This window comes from Streptomyces sp. NPDC048389 (assembly GCF_040706335.1).
GTDB lineage: Bacteria > Actinomycetota > Actinomycetes > Streptomycetales > Streptomycetaceae > Streptomyces.
The window spans coordinates 146867-167756 of the sequence record NZ_JBEZKP010000006.1 but is presented as its reverse complement, the minus strand read 5'-3'; the positions used below and the strand labels follow the sequence as shown (position 1 = coordinate 167756).

At 72.0% G+C, this 20890-nt stretch carries 22 protein-coding genes and 1 pseudogene; 6 read left to right on the top strand and 17 right to left on the bottom strand.

Features of this window, described 5'->3' with window-relative positions; translation table 11 throughout:
* Positions 1-42: 42 nt before the first annotated feature.
* From AB0903_RS07280 to AB0903_RS07245, 8 genes are all read right to left on the bottom strand, one after another.
* Positions 43-387: a hypothetical protein gene (locus AB0903_RS07280; RefSeq protein WP_366699847.1), complete on the bottom strand. Its 345-nt coding sequence runs from the start codon at positions 385-387 to the stop codon at positions 43-45.
* Positions 388-959: 572 nt separating this feature from the next.
* Positions 960-1538, bottom strand: a complete 579-nt coding sequence (locus AB0903_RS07275) for a hypothetical protein (protein ID WP_366699845.1) — start codon at positions 1536-1538, stop codon at positions 960-962.
* Entirely contained in the window at positions 1535-2701 is a 1167-nt protein-coding gene (locus AB0903_RS07270; protein ID WP_366699843.1) for an ROK family glucokinase, read from the bottom strand. The genes AB0903_RS07275 and AB0903_RS07270 overlap by 4 nt, the downstream gene beginning before the upstream one ends.
* A gap of 115 nt (positions 2702-2816) precedes the next feature.
* Positions 2817-3644 carry an ATP-binding cassette domain-containing protein gene (locus AB0903_RS07265; RefSeq protein ID WP_366699841.1) on the bottom strand — a complete coding sequence of 276 codons (828 nt, stop codon included), beginning with the start codon at positions 3642-3644 and terminating at the stop codon, positions 2817-2819.
* Positions 3644-4705, bottom strand: coding sequence for an ABC transporter permease (locus AB0903_RS07260; RefSeq protein WP_366699839.1), 1062 nt, complete (start codon positions 4703-4705; stop codon positions 3644-3646). The genes AB0903_RS07265 and AB0903_RS07260 overlap by 1 nt, the downstream gene beginning before the upstream one ends.
* Entirely contained in the window at positions 4702-5718 is a 1017-nt protein-coding gene (locus tag AB0903_RS07255; RefSeq protein WP_366699837.1) for a sugar ABC transporter substrate-binding protein, read from the bottom strand. Before AB0903_RS07255 ends, AB0903_RS07260 begins: the two co-directional genes overlap by 4 nt.
* A gap of 194 nt (positions 5719-5912) precedes the next feature.
* Positions 5913-6905, bottom strand: a complete 993-nt coding sequence (locus AB0903_RS07250; protein ID WP_366699835.1) for a sugar ABC transporter substrate-binding protein — start codon at positions 6903-6905, stop codon at positions 5913-5915.
* 111 nt (positions 6906-7016) lie between these two features.
* Entirely contained in the window at positions 7017-7736 is a 720-nt protein-coding gene (locus AB0903_RS07245) for a GntR family transcriptional regulator (protein WP_366699913.1), read from the bottom strand.
* 156 nt (positions 7737-7892) lie between these two features.
* On the opposite strand from AB0903_RS07245, the gene AB0903_RS07240 reads away from it, so the two are divergent.
* Positions 7893-8897 (top strand): Gfo/Idh/MocA family oxidoreductase, encoded by a 1005-nt coding sequence (locus AB0903_RS07240; RefSeq protein WP_366699833.1) that lies wholly within the window; start codon positions 7893-7895, stop codon positions 8895-8897.
* A gap of 136 nt (positions 8898-9033) precedes the next feature.
* Here the strand turns inward: AB0903_RS07240 and AB0903_RS07235 are convergent, their stop codons facing one another.
* The 5 genes and pseudogenes from AB0903_RS07235 to AB0903_RS07215 all read right to left on the bottom strand — a co-directional run bounded on the left by AB0903_RS07235 (position 9034) and on the right by AB0903_RS07215 (position 11827).
* Entirely contained in the window at positions 9034-9453 is a 420-nt protein-coding gene (locus AB0903_RS07235) for a PaaI family thioesterase (RefSeq protein WP_366699831.1), read from the bottom strand.
* Between the two features lie 66 nt (positions 9454-9519).
* The gene (locus tag AB0903_RS07230; protein WP_366699829.1) at positions 9520-10698 is read right to left on the bottom strand and encodes a cytochrome P450; all 1179 of its coding nucleotides are present in this window, start codon (positions 10696-10698) and stop codon (positions 9520-9522) included.
* Positions 10699-10746: 48 nt separating this feature from the next.
* A complete protein-coding gene (locus AB0903_RS07225) occupies positions 10747-10908 on the bottom strand; it encodes a hypothetical protein (protein WP_366699915.1) in 162 nt (53 codons plus the stop codon).
* A 151-nt stretch (positions 10909-11059) separates the two neighbouring features.
* Positions 11060-11189 (bottom strand): annotated as a pseudogene (locus AB0903_RS07220) (DNA-binding response regulator); the annotation flags it as partial.
* A gap of 29 nt (positions 11190-11218) precedes the next feature.
* Entirely contained in the window at positions 11219-11827 is a 609-nt protein-coding gene (locus AB0903_RS07215) for a dihydrofolate reductase family protein (RefSeq protein WP_366699827.1), read from the bottom strand.
* 182 nt (positions 11828-12009) lie between these two features.
* Between AB0903_RS07215 and AB0903_RS07210 the strand changes: the two genes are divergently transcribed.
* Complete coding sequence (locus AB0903_RS07210; RefSeq protein WP_366699825.1) at positions 12010-12741, top strand: SDR family oxidoreductase; 732 nt, start codon at positions 12010-12012, stop codon at positions 12739-12741.
* Between the two features lie 115 nt (positions 12742-12856).
* Here AB0903_RS07210 and alc read toward each other — a convergent pair whose 3' ends face one another.
* Both alc and allB read right to left on the bottom strand, forming a co-directional pair.
* Entirely contained in the window at positions 12857-13990 is a 1134-nt protein-coding gene (alc, locus tag AB0903_RS07205; RefSeq protein ID WP_366699823.1) for an allantoicase, read from the bottom strand.
* Between the two features lie 3 nt (positions 13991-13993).
* Positions 13994-15337: an allantoinase AllB gene (allB, locus tag AB0903_RS07200; RefSeq protein ID WP_366699911.1), complete on the bottom strand. Its 1344-nt coding sequence runs from the start codon at positions 15335-15337 to the stop codon at positions 13994-13996.
* A 312-nt stretch (positions 15338-15649) separates the two neighbouring features.
* Here allB and AB0903_RS07195 point away from each other — a divergent pair, with 312 nt between their 5' ends.
* On the top strand, positions 15650-16450 hold the full coding sequence (locus tag AB0903_RS07195) for an IclR family transcriptional regulator (protein WP_366699821.1): 801 nt from the start codon (positions 15650-15652) through the stop codon (positions 16448-16450).
* A gap of 270 nt (positions 16451-16720) precedes the next feature.
* On the opposite strand, the gene AB0903_RS07190 is transcribed toward AB0903_RS07195, so the two are convergent.
* Both AB0903_RS07190 and AB0903_RS07185 read right to left on the bottom strand, forming a co-directional pair.
* Complete coding sequence (locus tag AB0903_RS07190) at positions 16721-17398, bottom strand: ABC transporter ATP-binding protein (RefSeq protein ID WP_366699819.1); 678 nt, start codon at positions 17396-17398, stop codon at positions 16721-16723.
* Positions 17395-18459: an FtsX-like permease family protein gene (locus AB0903_RS07185; protein WP_366699817.1), complete on the bottom strand. Its 1065-nt coding sequence runs from the start codon at positions 18457-18459 to the stop codon at positions 17395-17397. Before AB0903_RS07185 ends, AB0903_RS07190 begins: the two co-directional genes overlap by 4 nt.
* 111 nt (positions 18460-18570) lie before the next feature.
* Between AB0903_RS07185 and AB0903_RS07180 the strand changes: the two genes are divergently transcribed.
* From AB0903_RS07180 to AB0903_RS07170, 3 genes are all read left to right on the top strand, one after another.
* Positions 18571-19788 carry a sensor histidine kinase gene (locus AB0903_RS07180; RefSeq protein ID WP_366699815.1) on the top strand — a complete coding sequence of 406 codons (1218 nt, stop codon included), beginning with the start codon at positions 18571-18573 and terminating at the stop codon, positions 19786-19788.
* Positions 19785-20417, top strand: a complete 633-nt coding sequence (locus AB0903_RS07175) for a response regulator transcription factor (protein ID WP_366699813.1) — start codon at positions 19785-19787, stop codon at positions 20415-20417. The genes AB0903_RS07180 and AB0903_RS07175 overlap by 4 nt, the downstream gene beginning before the upstream one ends.
* 134 nt (positions 20418-20551) lie before the next feature.
* Positions 20552-20725, top strand: coding sequence for a hypothetical protein (locus tag AB0903_RS07170; protein ID WP_366699811.1), 174 nt, complete (start codon positions 20552-20554; stop codon positions 20723-20725).
* The last annotated feature ends 165 nt before the right edge of the window (positions 20726-20890 follow it).

The window sequence follows — 20890 nt, the reverse complement described above, 5'->3', positions numbered from 1 at the left end:
GATCCCCAGGGCCCCGAGGGGAGCCTTGATCGTCCGGCTTGATCACGGGATTCCGTGGAGGGCGAGGACGGTTTCGGGTTGGGCGTGAGCACGTCGGCCGCAGGCGATGCCGGCCCAGCCGGCCCGGTGGAGGGTGGCGCGGGCCAGGTCGCGCTGGGCGCTCATGACGACCGGGATGCGGGGGCAACAAACCTGGCCGGCGTCCTCGCCGAAGGTGACGTCTTTGGTCCGGTGGACGGTGCTCTCGATGATCCGGTGCCCGCGTGCCCAGGCCGCGGTCTCCTTCGCGATGGCCTGCTCGGCGCACAGGTCGGTGACTGCGTAGGCGGTCTCGGTCTGCCGCTTCTTCCTGCTGATGCCGCGGCGCTTGCGGCGAATGCGCACCATCTGGCGGGCATACGGGAAGAGCAGTGCGCTGACAGTGACGACCTTGACTTCGCGGATCTCCTCTCGGCCGTGCCCACGGTCGCGGGAGCGGTCCGGAACGGGGACCGACTCCAGGGCAGCGTACTCAACTGCCCTGCGGGGATGGCTGGTCGTTCTTCACCGACACCAGGTAGTGCGCTCGGCGGTCTTCAACGAGACAGCGGGCGTGGTCCTTCTGGGCGCGCAGGGCGTCCACCGCGGATTGCGCCCGTCCTGTGGGGAGCCCTGGACTCCGTCACGCGGGCGGTCCTGCGGCGCTACGCGGTGCCGGCTCCCTCCACGGTGGACGGCGTTCCTCCGGATTGCCGCGTCGTCCTTGTGGACACCCACGGCCCCGGCCGCCCTCGGTCGTGAAGTCACGGGGGCATCGGTCGCACCCGTCTCCGGACCGTCCGTCGGACCCGCCGGACCGGAAGGCGGGAGCCCGTCACCTCTCACACCCGTTTCACGACCGGCGTCGACGCACCTGGACCACCATGGTCTGAACCGGTCTACGCGCCTCATGTGGACCACCTGTCGACTGAGCGGGCTTCCTACGGGTTGGCCGTCGAGACGACGTAGACCCACGGATGGTCCGGTTCGGTCAGATCGACCGTGATGTCCTGGCTGGGGCGCGGGTCCTTCTGGGTGTGCACGGTGCCCGCCCACGCGCGGTCCTCGAGCCCGAAGTTCCAGCCGACCACTCCGGCGTCGCGGTCGCCGATGGTGACCTTGCCCGCCTCCAGCGCGCCGCGGCTCGTGCCCACGCCCTCGAGGAAGGCGTCGAGACCCTCGGCGGAGGTGCGGAACTGCACGTACAGCCGGCTGGTCTTCCAGTTGCTGGTCTCGAAGTAGGCGACCCGCGTGGAACCCTCGGGGATCGGCACCTCGAAGATGCGGCGCTTCATCAGGGAGGGCCAGAAATCGCGCAGGCCCTCCGCGGCGGACTCAGCCTGCTTGTCGCGGCCGCTCGCGCGGCTCTGCTCGGCGGAGATCACCAGATAACCGGCCGGGATGCCGATGAGGAGCACGATGACGATCGCGGTGATCCAGCGGCGCACGATCATGTGGCGCCGGCCCTCGGGGGTCGGCGGGGTCTGCGGTGTCGGCCGGCGGGTGGTCAGCGTTGTCATGACGGGGGTTCCTGGGTGAGGCGTGCGGAGCTCGGACTGCGCAGGGCCTGCGCGTAGCGCTCGTAGCGCTCATGGCGTTCCACTCGGCGACGGTTGGTGCGACGGAAGCGGCGCGCCACCAGCCGTGCGAGGTCGGCCGCGCCGACCATACCCGCTTCCGGGCCGAGCTGGGCCTTGGCGATCCGCGCCTCCGGGCGGTAGCCGCGGCCGGTCAGGTGGCGGCGGAACGCGTCCCTTGCGGGTCCGATCAGCAGGTCGTCGGCGGCGCTGACGCCGCCGCCGATGACGAAGCAGGAGGGGTCGAGCGCGGCGGCGAGATTGGCGATGCCGACCCCGAGCCACTGACCGATGTCCTGGAAGAGCTCGACGCACATCGCGTCGCCCTCACGGGCCAGCTCGGTGATCAGCGGTCCGGTGATGTCGCCGACGTTTCCGCCGACCCGCTCGATGATGCCGTACGCGACCGGGGAGTCGGCGGCGGCCAGTTCGCGGGCCTCGCGGACGAGGGCGTTGCCCGAGCTGTACTGCTCCCAGCAGCCGCGGTTGCCGCAGGGGCAGCGGTGGCCGCCCGGCACGACCTGCATGTGGCCGAACTCGCCGGCGACGCCGAACTTGCCGCGCTTGACCTGTCCGTCCTCGAGGATCGCGCCGCCGATACCGGTGCCGAGCGTGATCATGACGATGTGGTCCTCGCCGCGTCCGGCGCCGAAGCGCCATTCCGCCCATGCGGCGGTGTTGGCGTCGTTGTCGACCAGCACGGGAACGGCGAGGCGGGCGGAGAGCGCGTCCCGCAGGGGCTCGTTGCGCCAGGCGAGATGGGGGGCGAAGAGGACCTTGGAGCGGTCCGCGTCGACCCAGCCGGCCGCGCCGATGCCCACGGCGTGCACGTCGTGGCGGTCGGACAGGTCGAGGACCAGCTCGCAGATGGTGTCCTCGACGACCTTGGGGCTCTTGGACTTGTCGGGCGTCTCGGTGCGGACCTTCTCCAGAATGATCCCGTCGGCGTCGACGACGCCCGCCATGACCTTGGTGCCGCCGATGTCGATACCGACCGTGGGGACGCGCGGCGCGGTGAGATGCGAGCGCCGCTCCCGTGTGCCGACCGTCTTGAGGAGGGTGGCGCGTGCGGTGCCTCGGTTCGTGAAGTCGCGGTACGTACTCAAGTCGTCCCTGCGGGTCGTGGTGGCCGGTCCGGGTCCTCGGCGGGTGGGGTCCGGGCGGGTGGGGGTCCGCCCCCTCGATGCTAGTAGGCGGGCGGTCCCTCCCCCGAACCGTGCGTCACCCGGCGTCCCGGCCGCCGCCGGCCGGGTGGCCGCCGAGCCGGGTGGGCTCGGGGGCGCGTTCCAGCTCGTGGCGCAGGTCCTCCAGCTCGCTGCCGCCCGCCATCTGCCGGGTCAGCTCGTCGAGTGTGACGGTCTGCTTGGTGTGGCTCGCCGACATGACGCCGCGCTTCAGCAGCACGAAACGGTCACCCACGAGATAGGCGTGGTGCGGGTTGTGGGTGATGAGCACCACTCCGAGGCCGGCGTCACGGGCGGCGGCCACATATTTCAGCACGACGCCGGACTGCTTCACGCCCAGTGCGGCGGTCGGCTCGTCCAGCACCAGCACCTTGGCGCCGAAGTAGACGGCGCGGGCGATCGCCACGCACTGCCGCTCACCGCCGGACAGCGTCCCGATGGGCTGGTCGACGTCGCGCAGGTCGATGCCCATCCGCAGCAGCTCGGAACGGGTGGTCTCGCGCATCGTCTCGACGTCGAGACGCTTGAAGGGCCCCCTGCCCCTGGTCGGCTCCGAGCCGAGGAAGAAGTTCCGCCACACCGGCATCAGCGGGACGACGGCGAGGTCCTGGTAGACCGTGGCGATGCCGCGGTCCAGCGCCTCGCGCGGGCTGGTGAGCGAGGTCTCCTCGCCCTCGATGCGCAGCGAGCCGGCGTCGTGCCGGTGCAGCCCTGCGATGATCTTGATCAGGGTGGACTTGCCCGCTCCGTTGTCCCCGAGGACGCAGGTGATCTCACCGGCGCGGCACTCGAGCGAGACGCCTTCGAGGGCCCGGATGTTGCCGTAGTACTTGCTGACGCCGTCCAGCTCGACAAGGGCACTCATCAGGTGGTCGCCTCCGCACGCTTGCGTACCCATGCGTTGAGCAGGGTGGCCAGGAGGAGCATCGCTCCGAGGAAGAACTTGAACCAGTCCGGGTTCCACTCCGCGTAGACGATGCCCTTGCTGGTCATGCCGAAGATCAGCGCGCCGACCGCGGAGCCGATCGCCGAGCCGTAGCCGCCGGTGATCAGACAGCCGCCGATGACCGCCGCGATGATGTACGTCAGCTCGTTGCCGACGCCCTCACCCGACTGCACCACGTCGAACGAGAAGAGCAGATGCTGCCCGGAGACCCAGGCGGCGAAGGCGACGCCCATGTACAGCAGGATCTTGGTCCGCTTGACGGGAACGCCCACCGCGCGGGCCGCGTCGGCGCCGCCACCCACCGCGAAGATCCAGTTGCCGAAGCGGGTCCGCAGCAGGATCCAGGTGGCGAGCGCGATGAGTACGAACCACCACACGATGGTCGCCTTGACGGTCGTGTCGCCGACGGTGAACTCGCCGAAGACGCTCGATGCCGACCCGAAGCCCTCCATGTCGCCGATCGCCCTGGTGGAGACCGTGCCGCTGATCAGCTTGGTCAGGCCCAGGTTCAGGCCTGTCAGCATCAGGAACGTGCCGAGGGTGATGATGAAGCTGGGCAGCCCGGTGCGGGTCAGCACGAAGCCGTTGAAGGCGCCGAGCCCGAGCGTGAGCAGCAGCGAGACGAGCGCGCCGACCCAGACGTTGGCGGTCATCTGGTAGCTGAACATCGAGGAGATCAGCGCGGAGCTGGTCACCATGACACCGGCGGAGAGGTCGAACTCGCCGCCGATCATCAGCAGGGCGACGGGCACGGCCATGATGCCGAGCGTCGAGGCCGCGTACAGGACGGTGGCGAGGCTGGACGGCTGGAGGAAGGCGTCCGCGACGATCGAGAAGAAGACGAAGACGGCGAGTGCGCCGACGACCGAGCCCAGCTCGGGCCGGCCCATCAGTCTGCGCAGCGGCGAGGTGCCGAGCAGCCGCTCGTCCTGTCTCTGAGGTGTCCTGTCGGGTGTCGCCGGTGGTGCGACCTGGCTCATCGGGTCCCCCGCTCCGTGTATTCCTGAAGCTCGGCGGCGTCCTTCTCGGTGATGATCTGCGGTCCGGTCAGCACCGGCCGTCCTCCTCCGAGTACGTCGCCGTTGTACCGGTACAGCCACAGCAGGTCCACGGCCTGGTAGCCCTGGAGATAGGGCTGCTGGTCGACGGCGAAGCCGAGCGAGCCCTGCCGCAGTGCCCCGGCCACCCTCGCGTTGAGGTCGAAGGTGTCGATCTCGGCCTTCGACCCGGCGCTCTCCTTGGCCTGCACGGCCGCGTCGGCGAAGGGCGCGCCCAGGGTGACGACCGCGTCGATGGACCGGTCGGTCTGCAGCTTCGCCTCGATGGACGCCTGGACGTCGGGCATGTTGGTGCCGTCGACGTACAGGTTCTGCATCGTGCCGTCGAAGGTCTTCCTGGCACCGGCGCAGCGCTGCTCGTGGCCGACGTTGCCCTGCTCGTGCAGGACGCACAGGGCCTTCTTCCGGCCGCGTGCGTCGAGCTCGTCGCCGACGGCCTCGCCGGCGATGTTCTCGTCCTGGCCGATGTGGGTGAGGGCGCCGTACGCCTTGGACTGCTCGGAGCCGGAGTTCACCGTGATCACGGGGATGCCGGCCTTGCGGGCCTTGGCGACGACGGCCTTCATGGCGTCGGGTTTGGCGAGGGTGACGATGAGGCCGTCGACCTTCTTGGCGATGTAGGAGTCGACGAGCTGCGCCTGCTGCTGTCCCTCGTCGCTGTGGGCGTAGAGGAAGTTGATGTTGTCCTTGGCCGCGGCCTGCTCGGCGCCGTTCTGGACGATGTCCCAGAACGTGTCGCCGTCGCCCGAGTGCGTGACCATGGCGAAGGTCCAGCGGGGGGTGTTCACTGCGGCCTTCCCGGCTGCCGCCTGCGCCTTGCGGGCGTCCTCCGCGCGCTTTCCGCCGGTGCTGCTGCATCCCCCCGCGAGGGAGGCTCCGAGCACCGCCGCCAGCACCGCGCCCAGCGCGCGTACCCCTGTCCTTGCCCTTGCCACGGTGTGGTGCCCTTCTTGCCGTACTCGCCGTGCTGCCTGCCGCGGCCGGCTCCGAGGCGGAGCCGGCCGGCCGCCCAAGTATCGGTCATCGCTGGTCGCGGGGGAGGCGGCGGGGGCGGGGAGGCGGCGGCGGGGGCCGTGCGGGGCACGTCGGCCGCGTGCGTTTCGCGCGTTCACCGCGTGCGTTCGCGCGTTCACCGCGTACCGTCGGCCGTGAGCTTCTCGAGGGCGGGGACGTCCTTCTCCGTGACCAGGGCCGGGCCGGTCAGGACCGGCTTGCCGCCGCCGATCACGTTGCCGTTGACCTTGTTGAGCCACAGCTCGTCGACGGCGAGGTACCCCTGGAGGTAGGGCTGCTGGTCGACGGCGAAGGTGATCTCCTTGGCCTTCAGCCGCTTCACCACCTCGGCGTTGAGGTCGAACGTGCTGATCTCGGCCGTGGAGCCGGCGCCCTCCTTGGCCTTCACCGACGCGGCGGCGAACGGCGCGCCCAGGGTGACGACGGCGTCGATGTCCTTGGCGCTCTGCAGCTTCGCCTCGATGGAGGAGGTCGTGGCGGGCATGTTCGTGCCCTCGACGTTGAGGTTCTCCACCGTGCCGCCGAACGCCTTCTTCACGCCGGCGCAGCGCGCCTCGAGGGAGACGTTGCCCTGCTCGTGGATGACGCAGAGCGCCTTCTTCTTCCCCTGCTCGCCGAGCTCCTCGCCGACGGCCTCACCGGCCACCGACTCGTCCTGGCCGATGTGGCTCAGCGCGCCGAGCCCCTTGGAGAACTCGGCCCCGGAGTTGATCGTGACGACGGGGATACCGGCGGCGACCGCCTTCTTCACCACGGCGCCGACGGCTTCCGGCTTGGCGAGGGTGACGATGATCCCGTCGACCTTCTGGTCGATGTACGTCTGGATCAACTGTGCCTGTTCCTTGCCCTCCGGGTGCGCCGCGTAGAGGAAGTCGACGTTGTCCTTGCGTGCGGCGACCTCGGCGCCGGACTGGACGATGTCCCAGAAGGTGTCGCCCTGACCCGAGTGCGTCACCATGGCGATCTTCATACGGGGCGTCTTCGCGGCTTCGCCGCCGCCCCCGGCCGGCTTCCCGTCGGCCTCCTTGCCGCCGGAACTGCTGCATCCGGCGACGACGGCCAGGGCACATGCGGCGAGCAGGGCTGCTGCCGTGCGGGTGGTACGCATGGTGGGTCCGCCTTCTCTCCCGGCCGCCCGGTTGCGGCTGGGTGAGTTTCTACGGCCGCCCCGCGACCCCGTCAAGACTTTGTCCGAACATTCTTACCCGTGGACGAGGGGTTACGGGCGCACCAGGAGCTGGAACTCGAAGGCGTATCGCGAGGCCCGGTACACATGGGAGCCGAACTCGACCGCCCGCCCGGTGTCGTCGAACGTGGCGCGTTCCATCGTCAGCAGGGGCGCGCCGGCCGGCTCGCCCAGCAGCTCGCCCTCCTCCGGCGTCGCGGCGCGGGCGCCCACCGACTGGCGGGCGCTGTGCAGGGTGATACCGGCGGCGCGCATCATCCGGTACAGGCCGGTGGCCTCCAGCCGCTCGGTGCCGCAGTCCAGCAGGCCGGCCGGCAGATGGTTGCGCAGCCGGGCCATCGGCTCGTCGTGCGCGTAGCGCAGCCGTTCGATCCGCCGGACGTCGCTGCCCTCCGGTACGCCGAGCGCCGCTGCGACCTCGGCGCTCGCGGGCTCGACGAGGTTGTCCAGGACGACGGTGGCGGGCCGCTGACCGGCCGCGTCGAGGTCGTCGTAGAGGCTGCTGAGCTCCAGCGGGCGGCGGACCTGGCTGTGCACGACCTGGGTGCCCACACCGCGGCGGCGCACCAGCAGCCCTTTGTCGACCAGGGACTGGATGGCCTGGCGGACGGTCGGCCGGGACAGGCCGAGCCGGCTCGCGAGTTCTATCTCGTTGCCGAGCAGGCTGCCCGGGGTGAGGACTCCCCGCTCGATGGCCGATTCCAGCTGCTGCGAGAGCTGGAAGTAGAGCGGGACCGGGCTGGTCCGGTCCACGCCGAGCTGGAGCGACAGGGACGGTTCCGTCTCGTGTCTGGGCTGCTTTGGCACGTGAGGGAGCGTAGTCGCACCCCATGTTGACGGGAAGTCGTGAGGTTCGGTTGTCAGGACAAAGCCTTGACAGCGTGGCGGCCTCGCCTCCACCTTTGGGCCATGCGCATCGGACTCATCGGTACGGGCCGTATCGGAAGCTTTCACGCGGGCGTGCTGAGCCGCCATCGTGAGGTGGGTTCACTGGTCGTGGCGGACACCGACGCGGCCAGAGCCGCCGACGTGGCGGACCGCTGCGGGGCCACCGCCGCCCCCAGTGCCCATGAGATCTTCACCTGGGGCGTGGACGCGGTGGTGATCGCCTCGGCGACCTCCTCGCACGCCGAGCTGATCGCCCGCGCCGCGCGTGCCGGGCTCCCCACGTTCTGCGAGAAGCCGATCGCCCTGGACCTGCCGGGCACCCTGGCGGCACTGCGCGAGGTCGAGCAGGCGGGTACCGCGCTCCAGCTGGGTTTCATGCGGCGGTTCGACGCCGGGTACACCGCGGCCCGCGAGCTGGTGCGCTCCGGCCGCCTCGGCAGGCTGCACACCGTGCGGGCCATCACCTCCGACCCGGCGCCGCCGCCCGCCGCGTATCTGCCGCTGTCGGGTGGGCTGTACCGGGACTGCCTGGTCCACGACTTCGACATCCTGCGCTGGGTGACGGGCCGGGAGATCACCGAGGTGTACGCGACCGGCTCGGACGCGGGACACGCCATGTTCCGCGAGGCGGGCGACGTCGACACGGCCGCGGCGCTGCTCACGCTGGACGACGGGACCCTGGCCACGGCGACCGCCACCCGCTGCAACGGAGCGGGCTACGACGTGCGGATGGAGCTGGCCGGCGAGCTCGACCAGGTCGCCGTCGGCCTCGACGACCGTACGCCGATCAGCTCGACCGAGCCGCACGGCCTGCCGCCCGTCGACAAGCCGTGGCCCGGTTTCCTCGAGCGCTTCGCCCCGGCGTACAAGGCGGAGCTGGACACCTTCGTGCGTTTGGTGGCAGGCGAGGCGGAGAACCCCTGCGACGGCCGCGAGGCGCTGACGGCGCTGCGCGTGGCAGAGGCGTGCGAGCTGTCCCGCCGCGAGCGGCGGCCGGTCCGGCTGGAGGAGATCCCGGCGGACTGACTCGGCGCCGCCGTCACCGGGCCTGAAGCGGTCGCGCCGGTGGGTGGGAAGAGGTCATGCCGGCGGGGTGAAAGCGGTCGCGCCGGTGGGTGCAAAGAGGCCGTGCCGGCGGGAGAGGCCGCGCCGGCGGGAGAGGTCACGCCGGCCCGGCGGACAGGACCGTGCCCTGCGCGACGGCGCAGAGGGTCTCGTCACCGTCCGCGCCGGCGGTGAACAGATCGCAGCGGACGACGGCCTGCCGGCGCCCGCTGTGCACGACGGCGGCACGGGCGACCAGCGTGCGCCCGGTGGCGGGCCGCACGTACTGCACGGAGAACCCGCCGGTCAGTACGGCCGGACCGAGCGTCGTACCGGCGGCGAAGGTGATCGCGTTGTCGGCGGCGTAGGCGACCACGCCTCCGTGCAGAAAGCCGTTCTGCTGGTGCAGTTCCTCGCGGATGTCCACCTCCAGCACCGCCTCGCCGTCCCGGAAGGCGGAGATCCGTGCCCCGACCAGCCTGCTGAACGGCTGGCTGTCGAGTACCTTGCGGGCGGTCTCGATATCAAGTCCGTTCATGCGCGCGCTCCTTGGCCGAGTCGGTGCGGGTGGTCCGGCGAGCAGCGTACGCAGCCCGGCGGTTCCCTACCAGCGCACCGGCAGCCGCCGCACGCCGCGCATCAGGAGGCCCGGGAGCCATTCGTACGCGTCCGCCGTCTCGTCCAGCGCGAGGCCGGGACAGCGCTCCAGGAGGGATCGGACGGCGATCCGGGCCTCCAGGCGGGCCAGCGGCGCGCCGAGGCAGAAATGGATGCCGTGGCCGAAGGCGAGATGCCCGCGGGCGTCCCGGCGGATGTCGAAGCGGTCGGGGTCCGGGTGGCGGGCGGGGTCGCGGTCGGCGGCCGCCAGGCTGATCAGCACCATTTCACCCGGCGGTATGACCTGGTCCCCGACGGGTACGGGGGCGGCGCTGAAGCGGGCCGTGGCGGTCTCGACGGGGCCGTCGTAGCGCAGCATCTCCTCGACGGCACCGTCGAGAAGGGAGAAGTCGGCGCGCAGGGCGGCGAGTTGATCGGGGTGGGTGAGCAGGGCACGTACCCCGTTGGAGATGAGGTTGACGGTCGTCTCGTGGCCGGCGATGAGCAGGAGGTAGGCGAGGGCGCGCAGTTCGGCGAGGGAGAGGCGGTCGCCGTCCTCGTCCTTGGTGCGGATGAGGGCGGAGAGCAGGTCGTCCGTGGGGCCGGCGCAGCGCTTGTCCGCGATGAGCTCGTCGAGGTAGGCCCCGAGCCGGCGGACGGCGTCCTCCCCCGTCTCCGGGGAGGTCGGGGCGACGACCTCGTTCGACCAGGTGCGGAAGGCGTCACGATCGGCCGCGGGGACGCCGAGGAGTTCGCAGATCACGACAATGGGCAGCGGGAAGGCCAGCGCGTCGAGGAGGTCGGCCCGGCCGGCCGGGACCATCGCGTCCAGGAGGTGGTCCGTGATCCGCTGGACACGGGGCCGCAGCGTCTGCGCGCGGCGCGGGGTGAACTCCCGGCTGACCAGCTTGCGCAGCCGGGTGTGGTCCGGTGGGTCGACCACGAGCAGGTTGGGGCCGATGACCTGCTCGTCGAGCATGGTCGTGCCCATCGTCGCCGGGGACTTGGACAGCCGCGGGTCGGCGAGCGCGTCCCGCGCCTCCTCGTGGCCGACGATCAGCCAGAACTCCCCGCCGTCGGCACCGCGCACCCGGTGCGCCGGGGCCGAGACACGCAGCCGCTCGTAGTACGGATACGGGTCCGCGGTGAAGTCCGGCCCGTAATCGGCCAGCTCGACGATGGTCATGGCCTCAGGGTACGTCGGGCTCGTCGTCGACCGGCCCGGCGTCGTGCGTCAACAGCGCGATCCGGACACGGTGTTGAGGTCCGGTTCGGCCGGGACGCCGGAGCCGGGCGTCGTGACGACGGCCGCCCTCTCAGGGATGGCGGCGTTCTCCGCGCCGGACCGGCCCCGGCCCACGGCGAGGGCCACCTCCTGCTCGCGGTCGGCGAGCATGGCGAGACGGCCGGACGCGGCCGCTCTCCCGGTGCGAACCGCTGCCCGGCGCCCGAACCGCTGCCCGGTGCGAACCGCTGCCCGGCGCCCGAACCACTGCCCGGTGCGAACCGCTGCCCGGTGCGAACCGCTGCCCGCCATATGCGCATCCCCGGCGGGTGACCGCCGGGGAGAGCACCGGATCACCCGCGGCCACCTTGCGCACCGCCGCGACGACCTCCGCCGGGGCGTGTCCTTCGGCGCGAATCCCGCCCCCCGGCCCGCAGCGCCCGCAGGGCCCGCAGCACCGGGGGGACGGGCGCGGCTTCTCTCAGTAGCTGCCGTACGTCGGCCGGCCCGCCAGCTCGTACGTGTGGATCGCCGCACCGCTGCCGGTGGTGCGCGCCTCGACGTGCGTGAACGCGGTGGGTGTCGCGCCCTCCGGGAAGAGGCGCATGCCCGTGCCGAGCACGACGGGGAAGACGACCAGGTGCAGCGTGTCGATCAGGTCGTGCGCCATCAGGGTCCGCGCGAGTTTGCCGCTGCCGTGCATCTGGAGCTCGCCGTCGGTACGCTCCTTGAGTGCGGTGACCTCCTTGACGAGGTCGCCGCCGATGACGGTGGTGTTCTCCCAGTCGGCCGACTCCAGGGTGGTCGAGGCGACGTACTTGGGCAGGGAGTTGAGCTTGGACGCGACCGGGTTGTCGGGGTCGGTCTGCCGGGGCCAGTAGCCCGCGAAGATCTCGTAGGTGCGGCGGCCGAGGAGGAAGGCACCGACCTTGCCGAAGACCTCGTCGATGAACCGGCCGAAGTCCTCGTCCCCGTAGGGCACGGACCAGCCGCCGTGCTGGAATCCGCCGGTGGTGTCCTCATCGGGGCCGCCGGGGGCCTGGTAGACGCCGTCAAGGGTGAGGAACTGGGTGAGGCTGAGCTTCGCCATGGTTCGGTTGCCTTTCATCGTGTTTCATCGCGTTTCATCGGGTTCCGATGAGTGTCACAGCTCTGACCGCGCCCGGCCCTCGAACTCATCGGTGTGCCGAGCGCGATGTCCGATCACCGCCGGAACCGGGGCGCCGGACCCGGTGTGATGGAAGCCGCAACGACGTGGCGGATGGAGGCTCGATGGACGGCAAGGTGGCTCTGGTGACCGGCGGCAGCCGTGGGATCGGCGCGGCGACCGCGCTGCGGCTGGCGCGCGGCGGCGCCGATGTGGCGATCACGTATGTGGCGGGGAAGGACGCCGCGGACGACGTGGTCCGGCGGATCGAGGCGACGGGCCGGCGTGCGGTGGCGCTGCGCGCCGACGCGGCCGACGCGGCCGAGGCCGCAGAGGCGGTGGCCCGCACGGCCGATGTCCTCGGCGGGCTGGACATCCTCGTCAACAACGCGGGCGTCGGCGTACTCGGCCCGCTGGAGAGCATCACGGTCGTGGATGTGGACCGGGTGCTGGGGGTGAACGTCCGGGGCGTGTACCTCACGTCCCGCGCGGCCGCCGCCCGGATGGGGAGCGGCTCGCGCATCATCACGATCGGCACCTGCATGACCCGGCGCGTGCCGGGCCCCGGCGGCACGCTCTACGCGATGAGCAAGTCGGCGCTGATCGGTCTGACGAAGGCCCTGGCACGGGAGTTGGGCGAGCGGGGCATCACGGCGAACATCATCCACCCGGGGCCGGTCGACACGGACATGAACCCGGCGGACGGCCCGTACGCGGATGCGCAGAAGGCGGACACGGCACTGGGCCGCTTCGGCACCCCGGACGAGATCGCGTCGATGGTCGCCTATCTCTCGAGCGGCGAGGCGGCGTACGTCACGGGTGCGGAGTTCTCGGTGGACGGCGGGCACGCGGCCTGAGAGCCGCACGTCCGGGACGCCGCCCCGGGACGTGCGTGCGGGGCGCACCGTTGCTGTCGGCCGGTGCGCCCCGCAGGGAGGGAGGGTGTCGTACCTCCCCGTCCGTGACGGCTGGTCAGCCGCCGAGCTCCTGGTGGCGGGCGGTGAGACGGGCCGCGCCCTGTTCGGTCGGGGAGCCGAACAGTCGCAGCCGGGAGATGCCGCCGTCGGGGTAGATGTCGATCCGCACGTGGGTGCCGACCGCCGGGGCGTCCAGCACGAACCGGTGGTTGGTGTCGGGCTGCAGCCGGGTGCGTGGCAGGACCTCGCGCCACTCGGAGCCTTCCGCCCCGTCCCGTACGGACAGGGCCGCCCAGCCCGCGCTGTTGCCCTTGAGGTACGCGGTGTCGATCTCGACGGCGCGGATCTCCGAGTGGCCGGCCAGCCGGTAGCGGATCCAGTCGTTGCCCTTGTCGCGGCGGCGGCGGGTCTCCCAGCCGTCGTCCATCTTGCGGGAGCGGCCGGGCTGGACGGTGTTGGTGGCCGGCGAGTAGAAGCGGTCGGAGGCGTCCTCGACCTGGCCGCCGTTCTCCAGGGCGACGAGGTCGAAGGTGCCGAGGGCGGCCAGCCATGTCGGGTCGGGCACGACCTCGCCGTACACCCGCAGGCGGGCGATGCCGCCGTCGGGGTGCTGGTTGACACGCAGGTGGGTGAAGCGCTGCTCGACATCGACGGCGAAGCCGTTGGCGGCGTGGCCGCCGACGGCGGTGCGCGGGACGAGCGTCGTCCACTTCACGTCGTCGCCGAGGAGCTCCTCCGGGGAGGGCGAGCCGGCGACGGACGTGCCCTCGACCGACACGGCCTGCGGGTAGTTGCCCCGGAAGTGCGCGGTGTCGATGACGATGCCGCGCACGACACCGGGGGCGCCGAGGCGTACGAGCGCCCAGTCGTGGTCCTCGGCGGTGGGATGGGGCTGCTCGGCGGACACACCGCGGCGGCGGCGGGTCTCCCAGCCGTCCATGACCTTGCCCTTGTGCCCGAAGTGCTCGGGGTCGAACTCGGCGGGCTCGGGCTTCAGCAGGTTCTCGCGCTCGGCGAAGAACTCGTCGTTGGCGGCCACCACACCGGCGCCGAGGCGGCGGTCGGCGAGGTCGGTGTACCGGGCGAAGGGGAACCCCGACGGACCGGCGGTGCGGTAGTCGGCGTACGGATCGCCGCCGCCGTACGGGCTGGCGTCACCGGTGAAGGAGGGGATGGAGGATGCAGACACGGTTCAGTTGTTCCTTTCGAGCAGCCGGCCCATCGGCTCGGCCAGGTTGCCGTTCTCCATGATCCGCTCGCCGCGCAGCCACGTCGATCTGACGACTCCGTACAGTGTTCTGCCCGCGTACGCGGTCACCTGGTTGCGGTGGAACAGCTCTGCGGGGTCGACGGTGAAGGTCTGGTCGGGCGCGAGGACCGCGAAGTCGGCGTCGCGGCCCGCCTCGATGGCGCCCTTGGCGCTCAGACCCGCCAGGTCCGCGGGGGCCTTCGCCATCCAGCGGACGACGTCGTCGAGGGTGTGGCCGCGCCCCCGGGCCTCGGTCCAGATCGCGGGCAGGCCGAGCTGGAGCGAGGAGATGCCGCCCCAGGCGGATGCGAAGTCCGGGGTCTTGAGGTCGGTGGTGCAGGGAGAGTGGTCGGAGACGATGCAGTCGATGGTGCCGTCGGCGAGGCCCTGCCAGAGCGCGTCCTGGTTGGCGGCCTCCCGGATGGGCGGGCAGCACTTGAACTCGGTGGCGCCGTCCGGGACCTCCTCCGCGGTGAGCGTGAGGAAGTGCGGGCAGGACTCGACGGTGACGGCGACCCCGTCCCGCTTGGCGGCGGCGATCAGCGGCAGGGCGTCGCTGGAGGACAGGTGCAGGACATGGACGCGGGCGCCGAGCCGCTTGGCGTGCGAGATCAGGCCCTCGATCGCGGTGTTCTCCGCGTCCCGGGGCCGGGACGCGAGGAAGTCGGCGTACTTGGGGCCGCTCTGCTGCGGGGCGGCCGCCAGGTGGTGCGGGTCCTCGGCGTGCACGATCAGCAGTCCGCCGAACCCGGAGATCTCCGCCATGGAGCGGGCGAGCTGCTCCTGGTCGAGCTCGGGGAACTCCTCGACACCGGACGGCGACAGGAAGCACTTGAAGCCGAAGACTCCCGCGTCGTGCAGCGGACGCAGATCCTCGACGTTGGACGGGATCGCGCCGCCCCAGAAGCCGACGTCGATGTGCGCCTTGCTGCGGGCGACGTCCCGCTTGGTGGCGAGGTGGTCGGCCGTGGTGGTCGGCGGGAGCGAGTTGAGCGGCATGTCGAGCAGGGTGGTGATGCCTCCCGCGGCTGCCGCGCGGGTGGCCGTCCAGAAGCCCTCCCACTCGGCGCGGCCGGGGTCGTTCACATGGACGTGGGTGTCGACGAGGCCGGGCAGGACGACGTCGTCCCCGAAGTCCTCGAGCCGCGCGCCGGCCGGCACGTCGGCGTCGTACGGCCCCACCGCGGTGATCCGCCCGCCGGCGACGGCGACCGTCGCGGCACGCGTCCCCTCGGGGGTGATCACCCGCGTCGAGCGCAGGACCAGTTCCACTTCCACCTCGGACACGTCGGACACCCGCTCCCCTCACTTCCACTGCTCAGCGAAAATTCAACGAACTGTTGAAGGAGTCTTCCCCTCCGGCGTACGGCCGTCAAGACCCGCCCGATTCGGGCAGTGAGTCTTGTATGTTTCCACAAAGTGGAAGTACAATTCCATTTCAGGATGGTCGCTTCAACCGGATGCAGGCTCGCGCAACACCTCAGACACACGGACAAACATCCCCTGACCGGCCAGTACGCCCCTCGGCGGCCGATGTCCCCCCACACCTGCGCCCGGTAGGCTGCTGACTTGCCCTGCCTGCCCGAAAGGACCGCCGACGTGCCGACGTCCAGCGCCAGCGCCACCGACGCAGCCAAGCCCGCCGCCAGCGGCGGTGTGCAGTCCCTTGAGCGCGCCTTCGACCTGCTCGAACGAATGGCCGACGCCGGTGGGGAGGTCGGTCTCAGCGAGCTTTCCGCCAGCAGCGGTCTTCCGCTGCCCACCATCCACCGGCTGATGCGCACCCTCGTCGCCTGCGGATACGTACGGCAGCAGCCCAACCGCCGCTATGCACTCGGCCCCCGCCTGATCCGCCTCGGCGAGTCCTCGGCCCGCCTGCTCGGCACCTGGGCGCGCCCCTATCTCGCCCGCCTCGTCGAGGAGACCGGCGAGACCGCCAACATGGCACTCCTCGACGGCGACGAGATCGTGTACGTGGCGCAGGTGCCCTCCAAGCACTCGATGCGCATGTTCACCGAGGTCGGCCGCCGGGTGCTGCCGCACTCCACCGGGGTGGGCAAGGCTCTTCTCGCGCACACTCCGGCGGAGGAGGTGCGGGCGCTGCTGGCCCGTACGGGCATGCCGGCCGCGACCGAGAAGACGATCACGACGCCCGAAGGCTTCCTCGACGCGCTCGAGCAGGTCCGCCGGGCCGGCTACGCGGTGGACGACAACGAGCAGGAGATCGGCGTCCGCTGCCTGGCGGTCTCCGTCCCCGACTCCCCCACGGCCGCCGCGGTCTCCATCTCCGGTCCGGCGGGCCGGGTGACGGAGGCGGCGACCGAGAAGATCGTGCCGCTGCTCCAGGAGGTCGCCCGCGATCTGTCGGCGGCGCTGGCGAACACCAACGGTCAGGGCTGACAGGGGCGCGTGGCGCCTGCGGCGGGGTTGTCCCCCCACCCGCCCCTTCCCGAACCGGGTCCGGGCGGAGCCCGGTTCGGGTACCGCCCGGACCGGCTGATTTCGCGCAGCGGAATCCAGCCTCGCCGGGGGCACCTCCCACGGCCGCAAGGCCGTAGGGGGAGATCGAGGCACGGGGGTCCGGGGGCAGAGCCCCCGGTTACGGGAAGGAGCGGGGAGGGCAAACGGCCCGCCGCAGGCGCACCCGCACACGGCCGGGCGGTGTCACCGTCACCCCACCCGCACCCCCAGCACACCGTCCCGCATCGACGCGACCGCGTCCGTCCGTTCCAGATGTGCCCGGTCGTGCGTCACCAGCACCGTCGCCGTCTCCCGCTCCCGGGTCAGACGCACCAGCAGGTCCAGGACCGCCGCGCCCCGCTCATGGTCGAGCGCGCTGGTCGGCTCGTCGACGAGGAGCACCGCCGGATCGTTCATCAACGCGCGGGCGATGTTCACCCGTTGACGCTGGCCGCCCGAGAGCTGGTGCGGTCTGCGGCCGGCCTCGTCCACGAGCCCCACGGCATCGAGCAGTTCCAGGGCCCGGCCGCGTGCGGTGCGCGCGGCGCGACCGGACATGTGGGGCATGACCTGGAGCTGTTCGGCCGCCGTCAGCGCGGGCAGCAGGTTCGGCTGCTGGAAGACGATGCCGATGCGCTCCCGTCGCAGCTCGGCCCTGGCCGCCGCCGTCAGCCCGGCCGTGTCGGTGCCGTCCACGACGACCCGGCCGCTGTCGGGTGTGACCAGGGTCGCGGCGACCGCCAGCAGGCTGGACTTGCCGGAGCCGGAAGGTCCGACGACGGCGGTCAGCGAGCCGGCCGGCACGTCGAGCGAGACCCCGTCGAGCGCGGTGAGCCTGCCCCGGCCGTCGGGGTAGGTGAGGGTGATGCCGTCGAGCAGCAGGGTCATCGGGCGCTCCCGAGTGCGGTCAGGGGGTCGACGGCGGTGATCCGCCGGATGGACAGGGCGGCACCGGCCGCGCCGAGGACGATCATCACGGCGGCGGGCACCAGCACGGTGGGCGCGTCGAGCACGAAGGGCACGTCCGCGCCGCTGATCAGCGCCCCGGCGCCGGCCGTGAGTGCGGTACCGAGCAAGGTGCCGGCGGCGAGCATCACCACGGCCTGCCCGAGCGCGTCACGCAGCAGATGGCGGGTGGAGGCGCCGAGCGCTTTGAGCACGGCGACGTCGCCGCTGCGCTGGATCGTCCACACCGTGAAGAAGGCGCCGACGACGAGCGCCGAGATCACGAACAGGAAGCCGCGCATCAGCTGCAGCGAGCCGTTCTCCGCCCGGTAGGAGCCGATGGCGTCCAGGGCGTCGTCGACGGTGCGGGTCTGCGTACCGATCGCCTCGTCGGCCGCGGCGGTGTCGGCGCCGCCCGTGGTGGTCAGCGCGATCACGGTCGCCGCCGGCCCCTGCGCGATGCGCTGCCAGTCGTCGAGCGCCGTCCACACCACGGGGGTGTGGGAGTACGAGGCGTCTCCCTCGACGGCTGCGACCTCGGCGTCCAGGGTGCCGAGCCGGACGCGGTCACCGGCCCGCAGCCCCAGCTCGTCCGCGGCCGGTTCGGAGAGCACCACCTCACCGGGCCGCACGGGACGCGGCGCGAGCCCGGCCGACGGCTCGCTGCCGAACGCGGAGACGGCGGCCGTACGCCCCCCGGCGGTCGCGTCGAGGGTGCGGATGCCCAGCGGGGCCGCGGCCGTGACGCCGGGGCGCGCCGCCCAGTCGTGCCACTGGCTCTCGGTGACGGCCGAGTGCGCGAACGACACCGGCCGACCGCCCGGCGGCGCGGCGAAGACGATGCGGTCGGCGGGAAGGCCGGTGAGGGCGGAGGTGTTCTCCCCGGCCAATCCGGCGGTCAGCCCCGACAGCAGGCCCACCAGCAGGGTGATCAGCACGACGACCGTGCCCATCAGTGCGAACCGTCCCTTGGCGAAGCGAAGGTCTCTCCATGCGACGAACATGGCTCCCAGCCTGGTGCGCGCGGCGCGGCAGGGCATCGCGCGCCGGTGTGCATCCGTCTCAACCTTTTGGTTGAGCCGCTCGCTCCGCGCCCTGCTTACGCTGGAGTGACCATGGACTCCTCCTCCCGGGCCCTCACCCCCGTCGTGCGCGTGCTGCGCCTGTGCCTGCACGCACTGCTCGCCGGGCTGCTGGCACTGGCTGCCGTACGGGCCGTCACCGGCGGCGCGCCGCAGGCGTACGCGGTGGTGGCCGCCGCCGCGCTCGTCGCCGCGGTGTACGCGGCCGGGGTCCTCACCCCCGCCGTGCACCGCTCGCCCCGCGCCGCCGCACTGTGGCTGGCGGCGCTCGGCGCGACGTGGCTGGCGCTGCTGGTCCTGTCCCCGGAGGCCCTGTGGGTGGCCTTCCCGCTGTACTTCCTTCAACTGCATCTGCTGCCGGTGCGGTGGGGCCCGGCCGCCGTGGCCGCGACGGCCACCGCCGCGATCGCGAGCTTCCTGCTGCACGGGCAGGCCGTGACCCCGGGCACCTTCATCGGACCGCTGCTCGGCGCGGCCGTCGCGGTGGCGACCGTGCTGGGATACCAGGCGCTGTACCGGGAGAGCGAGCGCCGCCGCCGGCTGATCGAGGAGCTGGTCGCCACCCGCGCCGAGCTCGCCGCCGCGGAACGCACGGCCGGAACGCTGACCGAACGGGAACGGCTCGCCCGTGAGATCCACGACACGCTCGCGCAGGGGCTGTCCAGCATCCAGCTGCTGCTGCGCGCCGCCGAGCGCGTGCTGGACGAGGACGCCCCGGCGTCACGGCATGTCCGGCAGGCGCGGCGCGCCGCGCAGGACAACCTGGCCGAGGCCCGCCGCTTCGTACGGGCCCTCTCCCCGCCGGATCTCGAACGCGGCTCGCTGGCCGGCGCGCTGGACCGGCTGTGCGCCGGCGCCCACGGACCGGCGGTGCGGTTCGGCGTCAGCGGCACTCCCGTCGCACTGCCGACGCCGTACGAGGTGGCGCTGCTGCGCACGGCGCAGTCGGCGCTCGCCAACACCGAGCGGCACGCGGCCGCGTCCCGTACGGAGATCACGCTCAGCTACATGGACACCTCCGTGTCGCTGGACGTCGTCGACGACGGCCGTGGGTTCGACCCCGAGGCGACGCCCCGCGGTGACGGCGGGAACGGCGAGGACGGCGGGGACGGCGGCTTCGGGCTGCGCGCGATGCGCTCGCGTGCGAGTTCGCTCGGCGGGACGCTGAGCGTCGAGTCCGCGCCAGGCCAGGGAACGGCCGTCGCGCTGATCCTGCCGCTGCCCGCCCAGATCCCTGAGCGCGCCGCGTGAGCGGCCCCGTCCGGCTGCTGCTCGCCGACGACCACCCCGTCGTACGGGCGGGGCTGCGGGCCGTCCTCGACACCGAGGCCGACTTCGAGGTGGTCGACGAGGCGGCGACCGCGGACGCTGCGGTGCGGCGCGTGGCCGTGGGCGGCGTCGACGTCGTGCTGATGGACCTCCAGTTCGGCACCGGCATGCACGGATCGGAGGCGACGGCGGCGATCAGCGCGCTGCCGAACGGTCCGCGGGTGCTGATCCTCACCACGTACGACACGGACGCGGACATCCTCGCGGCGGTGGAGGCGGGGGCAGCGGGCTATCTGTTGAAGGACGCGCCACCGGAAGAGCTGGCCGCGGCAGTCCGCACGGCGGCGGCCGGCCGGTCGGCGCTGGCCCCGGCGGTGGCGCACCGGTTGATGGACCGTATGCGGACGCCGTCGGCGGCGCTGACCAAGCGGGAGCTGGAGGTACTGCAACTGGTGGGCGACGGCCTGTCGAACCTGCAGATCAGCAAGAGGCTGTTTCTGAGCCAGGCGACGGTGAAGTCCCATCTCGTGCACACCTACGCCAAGTTGGGCGTGGACTCCCGCACGGCGGCGGTGGCCGCGGCAACGGCGCGGAGGCTGATCAGACGCTGAACCCACCGGCCGGAAACCGGCGCCGGGGACCGGCGCGGCCGGGGGCGTACGCCGTCCCAGGCTCGTGCGACGCGATGGGTTTCCGCTCCCGCGGCTCGGGCAGCCGGGTGGATGCAGCCGACGAAAGGACCGACATGAGTGCCGGAGAGAAGGCCAAGGCCAAGGCCGAGCAGGTTGTCGGCAGGTTGGTGCGGAAGGCCGCCCACGCCATGGGCAAGGAGACCACCGCCGCCAAGGGCGCGGCCCTGGAGACGCGGGGCAGGGCGCGCGACGGCAAGGAGAGTGCGAAGCGCGGCTTCAGGCGCTGACCACGTCACCGAGTGCGGCCGTGTGCCCCTGCGGCGCACGGCCGCACTCGGTGAACCCGCCACACCGCTGCCGACACACGGCGTACCGGATCCGTGCGGAGCACGAAGCGGTACGAGGTGCGCATGGTCGCACAGACCGTGGACTCCGACGTGGACGGGTTCATC